Raw genomic sequence first — 13,963 nt, forward strand, 5'->3', positions numbered from 1 at the left:
CGGACTTTCGACTGCGGGCCGTCTTGGCCGCCGCTCGCCTGGCCGGCGGACTTTCGACTGCGGGCCGTCTTGGCCGCCGCTCGCCTGGCCGGCGGACTTTCGACTGCGGGCCGTCTTGGCCGCCGCTCGCCTGGCCGGCGGACTTTCAGACTGCGGGCCGTCTTGGCCGCCGCTCGCCTGGCCGGCGGACTTTCAGACTGCGGGCCGTCTTGGCCGCCTGCGGCGGCTTGGCGCCCTGCGGGCGCGTCCTCAATCGCCGGACGGGCTTGAATCAAGCCCGTCCGGCGATTGAGGACACCGCCGCGCAGCGGTGGTGCGTGGGACACGGCGGACGCCGGCCGGGTAGCCGGGGCCCGAGGTCTGGCCCGCGCAGTCCTCGGCGTGGATGAAGACGGGCCTGTAGGCCGTGCAGGTCGTGGACATGACCTCAGCATCCGCACCCCGGCGGGCCGGCCGCTGGCGGTCATCGGACGTCGGACTCAGCGCCCGCCCCTCGGCAGCAGCAACAGCTGATCGGCGTAGCACCACGCCCAGTCCTCGCCCGGCTCGAAGGAACGGGCGACGTCGTGACCGCTGTGCTCACGCGCGTGCGCGCTCGCGTGCCGGTTGGGGGAGCTGTCGCAGCAGCCCCCATGGCCGCAGGCGAGGCACTCGCGCAGATGCAGCCAGCTGCTCCCGGTGCGCAGACAGTCTTCGCAGCCCTCCGTGCTGCTCGGCGTCACCTCGCGGACGCCCTCCAGGTGGGCGCAGTCCCGCCGGGTGGGCTTCCCCTCGACGTCGGCGGCGACCTGCCAGTCCTTGGACCCACTCGGCTCGCTCATGGCTTCGAGCGTAGGCCGGACGGCGGGTCCCCGCACGGCGAAGCACGAGGTCAACGGCCATTGTCAGACCCCACTGGCAGACTCACGGACGTGAGATGGGCGGTGGCGGAGGCGGGCGACGGGGGTGTTCGTCTCTGCCCGCTCGACCCTGCGGGCAGACCGGCCGGGCCGGTGGAATCCGCCCCGGACGCGGCCGCCGCCGTGCGGGCCCGGCCGGAGGCCGAGCGGTGGGTGTGGCGGTCCACCGCCGACGGGTATCCGCCGCTGCTCGCCGCGGGCGTCCACGTCCGGCGGTGCTACGACGTGGAGGCCGCCGAGGCGCTGCTGACCGGTTACGCCGAGGGCCAGTCGGGTCAGCCCCGCTCGCTCGCGGCGGCCTGGGCGCGGCTGCGCGGTCTGCCCGTGCCCGCGGATCCGCCCGCCCGCGCGGCGGGCGAGCAGTCGTCCCTCTTCGAGCCGGGGCCGGTCCCGTTGCCCCCGGGCGTCGATCCCTTGGACGCGCTGCTGGAGGTCTATGCCGGGCAGCTCGCCCGCACGGACGCCACCGAGCACCCCGGCAGGATGCGGCTGCTGATCGCCGCCGAGTCGGCGGGGACGCTGGTCGCGGCCGAGATGAACCGCACGGGTGTGCCCTGGCGTGCCGATGTGCACCGGGCGCTGCTGTCGGAGCTGCTCGGCGAGCGCTTCCCCGGCGGCCTGGAGCCCCGGCGGCTGGCCGAGCTGGCGGAGGAGGTGTCGCGGGCCTTCGGGGGTGACGTGCGGGTCAGGCCCGATCTGCCGGCCGACATCGTCAGGGCCTTCGCCCGGGAAGGCATCGCCCTGTCCTCCACCCGGGCCTGGGAGCTGAGGAGGATCGACCACCCGGCGGTGGCGCCGCTGCTCCAATACAAGAAGCTCTACCGCCTGTACACCGCGCACGGCTGGTCCTGGCTCCAGGCCTGGGTGCGCGAGGGCCGCTTCCGCGCCGAGTACATCCCGAGTGGCGCGGTCTCCGGCCGCTGGACCACCAACGGCGGGGGCGCGCTCCAGATCCCGAAGGTCATCCGGCGCGCGGTCGTCGCCGACCCCGGCTGGCGGCTCGTCGTCGCCGACGCCGACCAGATGGAGCCGCGGATCCTGGCCGCCGTCTCCCGCGACCCGGGGCTGATGGAGGTCGCCGCCGACGAGCGGGATCTGTACGCCGCCCTCTCCGACCGGGCGTTCTCGGGCGACCGCGAGCGGGCCAAGCTGGCGCTGCTCGGCGCGGTCTACGGCCAGACCTCGGGCGACGGCCTCAAACACCTCGCCGACCTGCGCCGTCGCTTCCCCGCCGCCGTCGCCTACGTCGACGACGCGGCGCGGGCGGGCGAGGCGGGCCGGCTCGTACGGACCTGGCTCGGCCGTACCTGCCCGCCGGCCTCGGTGGCCGCGCCGGAGGAGGCGGGGCTCCCGCAGGAGGCGGCGGGCTCCGGGGAGGACGGCGGCTACGGCAGCACCCCGGCGAGCCGCGCCCGGGGCCGTTTCACCCGGAACTTCGTCGTCCAGGGCAGCGCCGCCGACTGGGCCCTCGTCCTGCTCGCCGCCCTCCGCCAGGAACTCGCCGGCCTCCGTGCCGAGCTGGTCTTCTTCCAGCACGACGAGGTCATCGTGCACTGCCCCGAGGAGGAGGCGGAGGCCGTCATCGCGGCCATCCGCACCGCCTCCGACCGGGCCGGAGACGTCGTCTTCGACGGCACGCCGGTCCGTTTCCCCTTCACCACGGCCGTCGTGGAGTGCTACGCGGACGCGAAGGCGTAAGACCCGCCCGGCCCGGTTCCGGTCGGCGGGGACCGCCCGCCGTTTCGTCCCCGCCCCCACCCCTGACAGGACGTCAACCCGTGCGGCGTATCAGAACAGGCGGTCCGGCGCGTGGCCCCGCACGATGACGGCAGGGCCCGCCGTGTGACGGCGGCACGCTACCCGTCGCTCCTTGGGGAGGACATGCCATGACGCTCGGCCTAGAGCAGCTGCGCCGCTGCAACGTCGCCGTCGACCTCGGTGCGGCCAGAACACGCGTCTACCTCAAGGACACCGGCCTGGTCGTGGACGAGCCGAGCATCGTCGCACTCAACACCCACACGGGCTCACTGATCGCGGTCGGCTCCCTCGCCGACGGCATGGCGGGCCGCACCCCCAAACACATCCGCGTCGTACGGCCCATCTCGGGCGGCACGGTCGTCGACATCGACATGGCCCAGCGGATGCTGCGCCACCTCGTGAGCCAGAAGCTGCGCAAGGCCTGGCGGCGCAAGCCCGTCCTCCGGGCCGCCGTCTGCATCCCGCACGACGCCGAGCCGCTCGCGCAGCGCGCGGCCGTCGAAACGCTGACGGGTCTCGGCGCGCGCCGCGTCGAGCTGGTCGACACCCTCATCGCCGCCGCCGTCGGCTGCGGGCTGCCCGTCGAGCAGCCCGAGGCCTCGATGATCGTGGTGTGCGGGGCGGCGTCGACCCAGGTCGCGGTGTTGTCGCTGGGGTCGATCGTCGCCGCCGAGAAGGTGCTGGTGGGCGGGGACGCCATCGATTACGCGGTGGTCCAGCACGTACGCAACCAGCACGAGCTGATGCTGCCGACCCAGGGGCTGCAACCGCTGCATCTGGCGCTGCGCGCGGTGCCGTCGCCCGAGGGCACCGAGGTGCGCGGCCGGGACGTGGCCACGGGGTTGTCGCGGACCGTCCGGGTCAGCACCGCGCACGTCCGCGAGGCGATCACCACTCCGCTGACCGCCGTGCTCGACGCCATCGGCCGGGTCCTGCGGGAATGCCCCCCGGACCTGGTGGCGGACCTCGGCGTGCGGGGCCTGACGCTGGCGGGCGGCAGCGCGGTGCTGCCCGGCCTGGACTCCATGATCAGAACCGGCACCGGGATGCCCGTGCAGATCGCGAAGGACCCCGATGTGTGTTCGGTGGTCGGGCTGGGCGCGATGATGGAGGGCAAGGTGCAGCCCCTGCATCTGGACCCGCTGGAAGTCGACCCCTCCTGACCTGGGCCGATCGCTTCGAGCGCCACTTTGGGAACTTCTTTACCATCCGGAACAGTTCTCACCTGTGCACCCCTATTTGTTTATGAGGAGATGGCACATGGCGCTCTGGGACCGGCTCAAGGACTCGGCCACCACGATGCAGGGCCAGCTGATGGCGAAGAAGAACGACCTCAAGAGTGGGGCGTTCCGTGACGCGAGCATGGCGATGTGCGCTCTGGTGGCGGCCGCTGACGGTTCGATCGACGCGTCCGAGCGGCAGCGGGTCGCCGCGCTCATCGCGACCAACGATGTCCTGCAGAACTTCCCCGCCGACGATTTGCAGGCGCGTTTCAACGACTACTGCCAGAAGCTGACGGTCGATTTCGACTTCGGCAAGGTCAGCGTCATGCAGACCATCGGCAAGGTGCAGAAGAAGCCGGTGGAGGCGCGTGCCGTCATCCAGATCGGCATCGTCATCGGCGGTGCCGACGGCGACTTCGACAAGACCGAACAGGGCGTCGTCCGGGAAGCCTGCTACGCGCTCGGCATCAACCCCGCGGAGTTCGACCTCTAGAAGAGGCGTGGCTGAGCCGCTGTGAGAACGGCCGCTGTGAGGCCGGGGCCGCCCCCGGTCTCACAGCGGCCTCACAGCGAGTGCCGCCGGCTCAGTGCCGCCGGCTCACACCGGCATCGTCACCGCCTCGCGCACCGGCCGCTTCCGCTCCTTGCCCGGCTCGGACCAGGTCCCCAGGGCGATCTCGGCGGTGATGCCGGGGCCGAAGCCCGCGATGATGCCCCGGGCATCGTGGTCGGCGCCGCCGTCCGCGAAGAGCCGGTCGAGCGCGTCGAAGATGACCGCGCTGGCGATGTTGCCGCGCTCGGTCAGCGTGGCCCGGCTGTAGCGGAACATCGTCGGCTCCAGGTCCAGGATCTTGCACAGGTCGTCCAGGATCCGGGGGCCGCCCGCGTGCACGATGTAGAAGTCCAGGCCGGAGACGTCCCAGTCGTAGGGCGCCGCCATGTCCCGCATCGCCGGGGCGAGCATGGACATCGTGCCCGGCACCCGCTTGTCCAGCATGAAGTGGAAGCCGGTGTCCCGGACCCCGTAGGAGATCCACTCCTCGGTGTCGGGCACCAGGTGCGAGCCGTTGCACTCCAGGCGCACGCCCGTGCCGCCACGGCCGCGCACCACGGCGGCGGCGATGCCGTCCCCGAAGAGGCCGTTCGAGAGCAGCGTACCGACCGCGAGGTCCGTCGGCTGGTAGCACAGCGAGCAGAACTCGCAACAGACGATCAGCACGTTCGCCTCGGGATAGGCGATGCAGAAGTCATGGGCGCGGTTGATGGCCGCCCCGCCGGCGGCACAGCCCAGCTGGGCGATGGGCAGCTGGCGGGTGTCGGAGCGGAAGTCCATGTTGTTGATGAGCCAGGCGGTCATCGACGGCATCATGAAGCCGGTGCACGAGACGTACGCGATCATGTCGATGTCGCGGACCTCGAGCTCGGCGTTGGCCAAAGCCCGTCGGACGGCCTCGGGGACGCGCGCCTTGGCCTCCTCCTCGTAGAGGGCGTTGCGCGCGGTGAAGCCGGGATGCTTCAGCGTTTCCTCGATCGGTTGTACGAGATGGCGCGTTTGCACGCCGGTGTTGCCGATCAGTCTCAGGGCGAGATCGAGCTGAGGGTGCCCCGCGTGCAGCGTACGGGCCAGCTCCAGGGTCTCGTCCCTGGTGATCACATGCTCCGGAACGGCGATGGCCGGTCTGCAGAGGGTTGCCACGGAGATCCTCCTACCAGGCGACCGGCGGGTGAGCGTGAGCGGACGACGCCGGATCGATACGGGATTTCCACTGCACCTCCCCCACCGGCACGACCAGCCGCGGTTCAGGGGAACGGGTGAGCGGTGTGTCACCGGCGTCCTGACAGGGCGGGGCGGGAGGGGTTCGTGCGGCGTCCGTCATGGGCATCGCATTACTCCCTTCACGCTCAGGGCCCCGCCGATGGCGCGCCAGCCTATTTGTGACCATGCCGCAATGAACGCCGCGCCACACATCAGAAGGCACAGTTCACCCGGATAGTGGATTTTTCGGAAAGGTTCGAGTCCATCGCTTCCGTCCGGCGTCCGCCGGTGCCGGCAGGCGCGTCCGCAGGGCGTCCGCTACCGAAAGTTCGACCGTCCGAAGCCCGACTGGATCATGCCCAGCGCCTCCGCGCTCGGCATTCCGGAGGGATAATCTCCGTCACTGTCACGCCCTGCACCTGTAGGGATTCGCACCCGGAAGACGACCGAGCGAGCGAGGACGACAGTCATGAGCAACGAGAGCACGCAGAGCGCCACGGAATCGGAGAGCGCCGCCGAAGCGGCCCGCCGCTATTACGGCACGGCCGACGTCGACGCCTTCTACGACGCGGTCTGGGGCGGCGAGGACATCCACACCGGCCTCTACGCCCACGAACACGAACCGGTGGCGAAGGCCTCCCGGCGGACGGTCGAGGAGGCGGCCGACAAGGTCGCGGGCCGCCTCGGGCCCGGCAGCACCGTCCTGGACCTGGGCTCCGGTTACGGCGGTCCCACCCGCTATCTGGCGGAGCGCTTCAGGGGCCGGGTCGTGGCCCTCAACATCAGCGAGAGCCAGAACGAACGGCACCGGCGGACCAACGCCGAGCACGGCCTCGACAACCTCATCCAGGTCGTCACCGGCTCCTTTCAGGACATCCCGTTTCCCGACGCCCACTTCGACGTCGTGTGGTCCCAGGAGGCCTTCTGCCACAGCGGCGACCGCGAAACGCTCCTCCGGGAGGCCACCCGCGTCCTCAAGCCGGGTGGCGACCTCGTCTTCACGGACGTCATGGCGGCGGAGCACGCCCCGGCGGACGCGCTGCGCCCGGTCGTCGCCCGCCTGGAGGTGACCGCTCTCGCGACTCCGTCCTTCTACCGTGATCGCCTTGGCAAACTCGGCTTGCCGGTTGTCGAGTTCGACGACCGCAGCGAGCAGTTGCTCACCCACTATCTTCGGCTGACCGAGGAGACCCGGCGCCGGGCGGCGGAACTCGAGGGCGTGATCAGCCCGGACTACATGCGGAGCCTGCTGGACAACCTGCCCCTGTGGGTCGAGGCCTGCCGGCACGGCCACCTGCGCTGGGGCATCTTCCGCGCGCACCGCCCGGAGTCGTGAGCGCGGGCACGACCCCCTTATGCTCGGCGTTTGCGCTCGAAGCGGGAAGGCCGGAGGGGACTGTGCGACGCGTTCGGAGGGGGCCGCTCAGTCGCGCATGTGCGCTCGCCGTAGTGCTGATGGCGCTGGGCGGCTCGGCGGGGTGCGGTGGAGAGGGATCGGGGGCGCCCGAGGCGGCGGCCGGCTCCGGGGACGGTGCGCAGCGGGAGTCGATCCCTGATCCGGACGTGCGGCTCGATGCCGAGGGGTTGCGGAAGGCGCTGCCGGACCTGCGGAGCATGCCGACCGGATGGAGAACCGGAGTAGCACCGACGTCCGCCCGGGACATTCCCAAGGACCAGCGGTGCACCGAGGGCAACTCCCGCGACTGCTCCAGGATGTGGAGCACGGCCGTCGTGCAGTACAAGGCACCGGGTGACACCGGCAGCGTGTACATCCATCTTTCCGCGTACCCCGACCGGAAGGCGGCGGGAGCCGCGCTCAAGGGCAGAAACAAGGCCAATGCGCCCGGGAACAGAGCGGTGTCCATGCCGACGGTCGGCAACGAGAGCGTGGCCTTTGCGGAACCCCGGGCCGCCTACGCCACCCCGAGTCTCACGATGACAGTGCGCGTAGGCGTGGCACTTGCCGAGCTGATCTATCAGGACGAAGAGAAGCAGCCGGACAGCGCGAAGATCCTGCTCTCGGTGGCGCGGACGCAGGCGCAACGGCTGTTGGACGTCGAGCAGGGCCGGACGCCGACGGCGACCGCCGGCTGAGCCGCCACCGATGGGTATGCCGGTGGCGGCTCAGCCTGTTGGTACTACAGGCTGGTCAGATCCGCCGCCGTGCCGACGTACCGGGCGGTCTCCGCGTCACTGCCGACGCGCCGCAGCCCGGCCTTCTCCAGCACGCGGCCCGAGGCCGGGTTCGAGAGTTCGATGTTGGCGTACACGGTGTCCACGGCGTCCGTGGCGTCGGCGTCCGGAGCGTTCAGGACGAACCCCGCCAGGGCCCGGGTGGCCTCGGTGGCGTAACCGCGACCGCGCCGGGACGGGACGATCCCGTACCCGATCTCTACGGAACGGTCACTGGGCGGCCAGAACAACCCGATGGCACCGACGACGAGGCCGGTCTCCCGCTCGACGATCTGCCGCTGGCCGTAGACCTGCCGCCGGCGATCGGGCCGCTCGGCGATGAACCCGGCGATGACGCGATCACCCTCGGCGGGGAAGTCCTCCGCCCAGTGGGCGAGCCGGCGGTCGTCGAGGACGGCGGACAGCTCGTCGGTGGACCAGTGCGTCAGCACGAGACGCTCGGTGGTCAGGCCGGCTTCGGTCAGTGAGAAAGAAAAAGACACGCGAAACTCCTGTGTGGTGTGAGGGCATGCTGATGAAGGTCGGCGCCAGCCATATTCATCAACCTCCCTTGCCACAGCAGTAATCACGCGTCTCACGCGTACTCGGAGCCTAGCAAGGCACCCAGCTCGAACCACTCGGTTTTCCCGCCCCCCGAACACCGCGTCAGCCCAGGTAGGGCTGCGGACGCCGTTCCAGGAAGTGCGTGAGCCGAAGCCGCTGTGTGTGGTGCATGGGCAGCTCGGCCAGCTCGTCAGGCGCGACGAACCTGAGTTCCGTGGACTCATCGGAAATGGCGAGCCGTCCGCCGGTGACGCGGGCGGTGAAGCAGACATTGAACTGGCGGCGTACCTCACCGTCCGAGTAGGCGATGACATGGCGAGGGTCGGTATAGGTCCCGACGAGCCCCGTGATCTCCACGTCCAGCCCGGTCTCTTCCTTCACCTCCCGCACGGCTGCGCCCGGCAGAGAGTCACCCAAGTCCATGCCGCCGCCCGGGAGGGCCCAGAGATCGTTGTCCCGGCGACGCTGGAGCAGGATGCGCTTGTGTTCGTCGACGACGACAGCGGAAGCGGCGACGACCATGCTGTTCGGCTTGGGTGCGTCCGGATCGTCGTAGTACTCAGTGCGCATCACTGGTCCTCTTCTCCTACCGGGTTCCCTGTCGCCCATACGGCGTCGAAGCTGTGGGCGTACGTGTCGAACATCCCACCCTCACCGTTGCGACGTAGGTGCCAGACCGGCGCCCCGTAGGCGTTCATTCCCCAAACGTGGGCGTTGACCAATACCTGATCGTCGGCACGATAGAGGGAGTTGTAGAGGGTGGTCCCGTGCGTCCGTACCTCGATACCGGGTACGCGCACAAGGGGTCGATAGTGCATGAGGGCAAGGCGGCAACGGGATTCGATGCCGTGCCCGAACTTCTCTTCCACGCCTCGCTGTTGCACGTTGTCGCTATCCGCGTCACCGACAGCGATACGGACCGTGCAGCCCTCTGCTGCACGATCGCGCAGCAGTTCATTCAGCCGCGGATACGCCTCGTGCAGGAAGACGGCGGCGTATACGAGCACGTCAATCTCCTGGCTGGCCTTCGAGAGCATGTCGACGACGGTCGACATAGGTACGTCCGCACGCTGCTCGTAGAGGGCTACCAGTTCGGGACTGACCGCACGTGCGGCACGCGCCTGCCGGAGTGCAGGCCATAGTGCGTATACGTCTTCCCCTAACGCCTCCGCCGCCAACATGGCCGTCACGCGACGCGGAGTGCGCCCCAGGCCAACCCAGCGTTCGACCGTTTTGGGATCCACCTCGGCCTTCTCCGCGAGGGTTCCGCACGTCCAACCTCCGACCGCCATGACGGCACGCAGTCTCTCGTTCGGTACCACCGGTCCCCTCCCTGCACTCGGGACGTGGATAGGGACGTTCTACCCGACCCAGGACGTCCCGAAGTGGGTTTTGGGGGAGGTTCCTACGTCCCACTGACCGGCGCGATGCTCACCGCATGAACGATGATGGGACTCCTGACGTCGGCACGCTGGCACCGATCGCCACTCGCCACGACGGAGCGCGCGCCGTCCCCATCGAACGGTTCCGCGCGTTGACGCTCTACGCGGACTCGCCCGACACCGTTCTCGTCGCGCGCGACACGGTGCGCAGCGCGCTGAAAGACTGGGGGCTGGGCGGGATTGCTGAGGACGCGCGGCTCGTCGTCTCGGAGCTGGTCGGCAACGTGGTCCACCATGCTGTCCCAGACGAGCGCCTGGCCACCCCGGGTGCACCGCGCCGGATCGACATCACGCTCACGAAGTGGCCGAAGTGGCTGTTCCTCGGCGTGGCCGATGAAGACTCCAGCGCGCCCACCTTCCCTCTCGGCGAGTCCTTCTCGCCGCAACTCGCCCACTGTCTTCCGGAAGCAGTTCTTCCCGATTCGGGCCGTGGGTTGCTGATCGTTCACCGGCTCGCGGACGCCCTGTGGTGGTCACCTGAGGAAAGCGGCGGCAAGACGATCTTCTGCCGCTTCGACCTCGACGACCGCCTCTCCGACGGTCCCGCCGAAAACGTTCGTTCGAGAGGTCTCGCGCCAGGTGAGGGGTGACAGACGTGAAATTTCGAGTGTGGTCACAGCGGGTTGAGAGGGGTGACGTGGTGACGGTCCGGGGCGGTGAGCGTGAGGTCCAAGCCGTGCGCCGGAACGGGCAGGGGGACACCGTGCTCGTCTTCAAGGACGGTGTCCCCCAGCACGTCGCCGCGACGGCATCGCTCGTAGTGGACCGTAAGGAGCGCCGCGCCCCGGCGTGGCGAGCCGGCGGCAGGCCCGACGCTTGAGCTTCGGGATTCGGGGGTCGGGATTCGAGCTTCCTATGTGTGGAATGGGTGGTGGGTGACAACCCACCCACCCTCCCAACTGCCGTCCTCACACGCACGGATGACAATTTGTGACCGAGTCGCCACGGGCCGCTGTCGCCGTGTAGCGTCCCCCGCAACAGACAACCCCCGCCGGTGCTAGCAACACCAGACGGGGGTTTGACCAACAAGATCGTCAGGACCGATCTCAATGGCTACTGCCAACCTTATCGACGTTCCGTGCCCGCCCGCCATGGCGCCGCCCGGTTACGGCAAACGTTCCGCGCCGGACCAAGCACCCCGCCGTCGCGGCGACTTCGCACACTTGCCCGCACGTGAAGCGTGCATCGCCTTCCACATCGACCGGTTGCCGGAAGGCGCCGCCATCGACACGAAGACCCTCGCCGCCACCCTGCCCGCCTACGGCCAGCAGGCCGTACGGTCCGGGCTCAACGCCCTTTCGCACGCCGGGCACCTGCGGCGGGTGCGGGAGCAGGTCGGCGAGGGGCGTACGCAGTGGGTGTTCCGTACGTACTTCTCGCGCACGCCGCGTGGTGACGCCTGGTGGGCCCGCTTCCTGGCGGGCGACGCGGGCGACGTGCCGGACGTCGACGATTCGCCCGTAGCGGCGGCACCCCGGCCGCCCGCCGAGGTTCACCCGTACGAGCACCCGCGCCCCGCGCGACCGGCGCCGACGACACGATCGCCGCGTTCCGACGCGTACGAGGCCCTCGCCGCCCTCGGCCGCGCCGACGCCCGCCTGACGCTCTCGGCCGCCGAGTGCGCCGCCCTGGAGGGCCTGGCGGCCCCATGGCTGGCGCGCGGGGTGGCGCCGGCGGACTTCGCACGGATCCTCACGGCCGGACTGCCGGACGTCGTCCACTCACCGGGCGCGCTGACCCGTAAACGGCTCATCGACAAGCTCCCGCCCGAGCCGGTCCGCAGCCCACAGGCCACTGCCCCCGCCGCACCCCACCGCCTCATGGAATGCACCGGCTGCCGCACCCCGGGCCGCCCGCAGGCACTGCCCGGCGGCCTCTGCCGCCCCTGCCGTGGCGACCTGCCCGACGAACCGCTCGGCCCGACGGAAGCCGAGATCCACTCCAGGGTCGAGCGGCTGCGCGCGACCCTCCGCACACGCGAAAGGAGCAGGACATGACCACCATGCAGGACGCGCCGCCCGACGTCGGGGCACCATTAAGGGGAGGAGGCGACACCATGACCCCCAGCGCTGCCGACCGGCCCGAGATGTCCGTCACCGAGTTCGAGGAACTTGCCCGCAGGTCGCCGGAGACCGTGCGGCTGGAGTTCATCAGCGGAAAGCTAGAGGTCAAGCCCGTGCCGGACGGCAGTCACGGAGCGATCATCATGTGGCTCCTCAAGCAGTGCATGCAGCAGCGGCCCGAACTGGCGCTGTATCCGGAGCAGGGCCTCAAGGTCGAGACCTACCGCAGGGGCCGAGCCATCCCGGACGGCTGTCTCGCGCCCGAGGACCACTTCGTGGGCCAAGGGAAGTGGGCCGGTCCCGAAGGCGTATTGATGACCGTCGAGGTCACATCACACGACCCGGACACCGACCGCCGGGATCGCAGGGAGAAGCGGGACGGATACTCCGCAGCGGACATCCCGATCTACCTGCTCGTCGACCGTGAAGCCCGCGAAGTCGTCGTCTACAGCCAGCCGGAAGCGGGCAAGTACCGAAGCCGGAGGACCTACCCGTTCGGCGACACCGCGAAGCTGCCCGAGCCCGTCGGGATCAACCTGGAGACCGAAAGGTTCAACACCTACACCCCCTGACGGTGGAAAGTCGGAGCCGGAGCCCGCATCAGCCACGCCGACCCGGGCCCCGACACCGGACGTGTCACCCCCGCAGCAACTCCGCCGCGATGAACGACAGTTCCAGCGCCTGGCTCCGGTTCAGGCGCGGGTCGCAGGCCGTCTCGTAGCGGTGGGAGAGATTTCCCTCCTGGACCCTCGACGTGGTGCCGCCCAGGCACTCCGTGACGTCCTCGCCGGTGAGTTCCAGGTGGACGCCGCCCGGGTGCGTGCCCGCCGCGCGGTGGACCTCGATGAAACCGCGCAGTTCGTCGACGATGTCGTCGAAACGTCGCGTCTTGAGGCCGCCGGAAGCGGCGATCGTGTTGCCGTGCATCGGGTCGCAGATCCACAGCACCGGGTAGCCCGCGTCCCGGACCGCGCGCACCAGCGGCGGCAGGGACTCGCGGATGCGGCCCGCGCCCATGCGGGTGATCAGGGTGAGGCGCCCCGGGTCGCGTGCCGGGTCGAGGCGCCGGCAGAGGGCGAGAAGCTCCTCCGGTTCCATGGTCGGGCCGACCTTCACGCCGATCGGGTTGTCGATGCCGGCGGCGAATTCGACGTGGGCCCCGTCCAGTTGGCGGGTGCGTTCGCCGATCCACACCATGTGGGCCGAGGCGTCGTGCCAGACCGAACTGCCGTGGTCCCAGCGGGTCAGGGCCTGCTCGTAGGGGAGGATCAGTGCCTCGTGCGAGGTGAAGAAGTCGAAGCCGTGCGGCTCCGGCGTGGCCGGCTGGCTGCCGGGGTGGGAGGCGAGGTAGCGCAGCACGTGGTCCATGTCGTCGAGCAGGGCGACGTGGCGCGGGTCGGCGCCGGCCGCCCCGGCGTGCTCGCGGTTCCAGGCGTGCACCTCGTCGAGGGTCGCGAAACCGTCCGCGGTGAACATGCGCAGCAGGTTCAGGCTGGACGCGGACCGGTAGTAGGCGTACAGCAGCCGGTCGGGGTCGGGGCGGCGGGCTTCCGGGGTGGGTGCGCTGCCGTTGACCATCTCGCCGCGGTAGCTGGGCAGGAGCAAGGGGCCGGACGGGCCGTCGACGGGCTCGACCGGGTTGGATCGCGGCTTGGCCATCTGGCCGGCGATGCGGCCCACCTTCACCACGGGCAGCCCGCTGCCGAAGGCGAGGACGGTGGACATCTGGAGGATGACCTTGACCTTGTTGTAGACCGCGTCGGCCTGGAAGGACCCGGTGGACTCCGCGCAGTCACCGGCCTGGAGGAGAAACCCGTCACCGAGGGCGGCCGCGCCGAGGGCGGCGCGTAACCGGGCGCTCTCCCCCGCACTGACCAGCGGCGGCAGAAGGGCGAGCTGATCGACGACGGAGTCGAGGGCGGCGGTGTCGGGCCATTCGGGCTGCTGGGCGGCCGGGTGCTCCTGCCAGGAGCCGGGGTTCCAGCCCGTCCCGGTCGGGGCGGACGGAGTGGACGGTGTGCCGAAAGGGTTCGATACGAAGGTGAACGCGGTCATGATCCGGTATCCGTTTCCTGTGGGGCGGTTG

Annotated in this window: 15 protein-coding genes; 9 read left to right on the forward strand and 6 right to left on the reverse strand. The window is 70.2% G+C overall.

Translation table 11 applies throughout. The features are described from left to right. Window positions 1–479: 479 nt before the first annotated feature. A complete protein-coding gene (locus ACZ6MA_RS28740) occupies window positions 480–821 on the reverse strand; it encodes a UBP-type zinc finger domain-containing protein (protein ID WP_469437207.1) in 342 nt (113 codons plus the stop codon). 90 nt (window positions 822–911) lie between these two features. Here ACZ6MA_RS28740 and ACZ6MA_RS28745 point away from each other — a divergent pair, with 90 nt between their 5' ends. From ACZ6MA_RS28745 to ACZ6MA_RS28755, 3 genes are all read left to right on the forward strand, one after another. Further along, window positions 912–2,597: a bifunctional 3'-5' exonuclease/DNA polymerase gene (locus tag ACZ6MA_RS28745; protein ID WP_469437209.1), complete on the forward strand. Its 1,686-nt coding sequence runs from the start codon at window positions 912–914 to the stop codon at window positions 2,595–2,597. A 188-nt stretch (window positions 2,598–2,785) separates the two neighbouring features. Beyond that, a complete protein-coding gene (locus ACZ6MA_RS28750) occupies window positions 2,786–3,820 on the forward strand; it encodes a rod shape-determining protein (RefSeq protein ID WP_469437210.1) in 1,035 nt (344 codons plus the stop codon). 97 nt (window positions 3,821–3,917) lie between these two features. After that, window positions 3,918–4,373 carry a tellurite resistance TerB family protein gene (locus ACZ6MA_RS28755; RefSeq protein ID WP_469437212.1) on the forward strand — a complete coding sequence of 152 codons (456 nt, stop codon included), beginning with the start codon at window positions 3,918–3,920 and terminating at the stop codon, window positions 4,371–4,373. A 105-nt stretch (window positions 4,374–4,478) separates the two neighbouring features. On the opposite strand, the gene ACZ6MA_RS28760 is transcribed toward ACZ6MA_RS28755, so the two are convergent. Beyond that, window positions 4,479–5,576: a type III polyketide synthase gene (locus ACZ6MA_RS28760; protein ID WP_469437214.1), complete on the reverse strand. Its 1,098-nt coding sequence runs from the start codon at window positions 5,574–5,576 to the stop codon at window positions 4,479–4,481. Between the two features lie 529 nt (window positions 5,577–6,105). Here ACZ6MA_RS28760 and ACZ6MA_RS28765 point away from each other — a divergent pair. Then, window positions 6,106–6,972: a methyltransferase domain-containing protein gene (locus ACZ6MA_RS28765; protein WP_469437216.1), complete on the forward strand. Its 867-nt coding sequence runs from the start codon at window positions 6,106–6,108 to the stop codon at window positions 6,970–6,972. A gap of 113 nt (window positions 6,973–7,085) precedes the next feature. Further along, window positions 7,086–7,730, forward strand: coding sequence for a hypothetical protein (locus ACZ6MA_RS28770; RefSeq protein WP_469437218.1), 645 nt, complete (start codon window positions 7,086–7,088; stop codon window positions 7,728–7,730). Between the two features lie 44 nt (window positions 7,731–7,774). Here ACZ6MA_RS28770 and ACZ6MA_RS28775 read toward each other — a convergent pair whose 3' ends face one another. From ACZ6MA_RS28775 to ACZ6MA_RS28785, 3 genes are all read right to left on the reverse strand, one after another. Next, window positions 7,775–8,311, reverse strand: a complete 537-nt coding sequence (locus tag ACZ6MA_RS28775) for a GNAT family N-acetyltransferase (protein WP_469437219.1) — start codon at window positions 8,309–8,311, stop codon at window positions 7,775–7,777. A gap of 163 nt (window positions 8,312–8,474) precedes the next feature. Continuing rightward, the gene (locus ACZ6MA_RS28780) at window positions 8,475–8,945 is read right to left on the reverse strand and encodes an NUDIX domain-containing protein (RefSeq protein ID WP_469437221.1); all 471 of its coding nucleotides are present in this window, start codon (window positions 8,943–8,945) and stop codon (window positions 8,475–8,477) included. Next, window positions 8,942–9,664 carry an XRE family transcriptional regulator gene (locus ACZ6MA_RS28785; RefSeq protein WP_469437362.1) on the reverse strand — a complete coding sequence of 241 codons (723 nt, stop codon included), beginning with the start codon at window positions 9,662–9,664 and terminating at the stop codon, window positions 8,942–8,944. The genes ACZ6MA_RS28780 and ACZ6MA_RS28785 overlap by 4 nt, the downstream gene beginning before the upstream one ends. Window positions 9,665–9,810: 146 nt before the next feature. Here ACZ6MA_RS28785 and ACZ6MA_RS28790 point away from each other — a divergent pair, with 146 nt between their 5' ends. From ACZ6MA_RS28790 to ACZ6MA_RS28805, 4 genes are all read left to right on the forward strand, one after another. Next, entirely contained in the window at window positions 9,811–10,404 is a 594-nt protein-coding gene (locus ACZ6MA_RS28790; RefSeq protein WP_469437223.1) for an ATP-binding protein, read from the forward strand. 47 nt (window positions 10,405–10,451) lie between these two features. After that, a complete protein-coding gene (locus ACZ6MA_RS28795) occupies window positions 10,452–10,634 on the forward strand; it encodes a hypothetical protein (protein ID WP_469437225.1) in 183 nt (60 codons plus the stop codon). A 343-nt stretch (window positions 10,635–10,977) separates the two neighbouring features. Next, entirely contained in the window at window positions 10,978–11,811 is an 834-nt protein-coding gene (locus ACZ6MA_RS28800) for a hypothetical protein (RefSeq protein ID WP_469437227.1), read from the forward strand. Window positions 11,812–11,870: 59 nt separating this feature from the next. Next, entirely contained in the window at window positions 11,871–12,449 is a 579-nt protein-coding gene (locus ACZ6MA_RS28805) for a Uma2 family endonuclease (RefSeq protein ID WP_469437364.1), read from the forward strand. 64 nt (window positions 12,450–12,513) lie between these two features. On the opposite strand, the gene ACZ6MA_RS28810 is transcribed toward ACZ6MA_RS28805, so the two are convergent. Beyond that, complete coding sequence (locus ACZ6MA_RS28810; protein ID WP_469437229.1) at window positions 12,514–13,932, reverse strand: class II 3-deoxy-7-phosphoheptulonate synthase; 1,419 nt, start codon at window positions 13,930–13,932, stop codon at window positions 12,514–12,516. Window positions 13,933–13,963 lie beyond the last annotated feature (31 nt).

It is taken from the genome of Streptomyces sp. NPDC042259 (assembly GCF_055582085.1).

Excerpts from the sequence above, each read along its gene's own strand:
- ACZ6MA_RS28765 (WP_469437216.1), top strand. The coding sequence starts at position 6,106 with ATGAGCAACGAGAGCACGCAGAGCGCCACGGAATCGGAGAGCGCCGCC.
- ACZ6MA_RS28740 (WP_469437207.1), bottom strand. The coding sequence starts at position 821 with ATGAGCGAGCCGAGTGGGTCCAAGGACTGGCAGGTCGCCGCCGACGTC.
- ACZ6MA_RS28785 (WP_469437362.1), bottom strand. The coding sequence starts at position 9,664 with ATGGCGGTCGGAGGTTGGACGTGCGGAACCCTCGCGGAGAAGGCCGAG.
- ACZ6MA_RS28790 (WP_469437223.1), top strand. The coding sequence starts at position 9,811 with ATGAACGATGATGGGACTCCTGACGTCGGCACGCTGGCACCGATCGCC.
- ACZ6MA_RS28750 (WP_469437210.1), top strand. The coding sequence starts at position 2,786 with ATGACGCTCGGCCTAGAGCAGCTGCGCCGCTGCAACGTCGCCGTCGAC.
- ACZ6MA_RS28810 (WP_469437229.1), bottom strand. The coding sequence starts at position 13,932 with ATGACCGCGTTCACCTTCGTATCGAACCCTTTCGGCACACCGTCCACT.
- ACZ6MA_RS28805 (WP_469437364.1), top strand. The coding sequence starts at position 11,871 with ATGACCCCCAGCGCTGCCGACCGGCCCGAGATGTCCGTCACCGAGTTC.
- ACZ6MA_RS28755 (WP_469437212.1), top strand. The coding sequence starts at position 3,918 with ATGGCGCTCTGGGACCGGCTCAAGGACTCGGCCACCACGATGCAGGGC.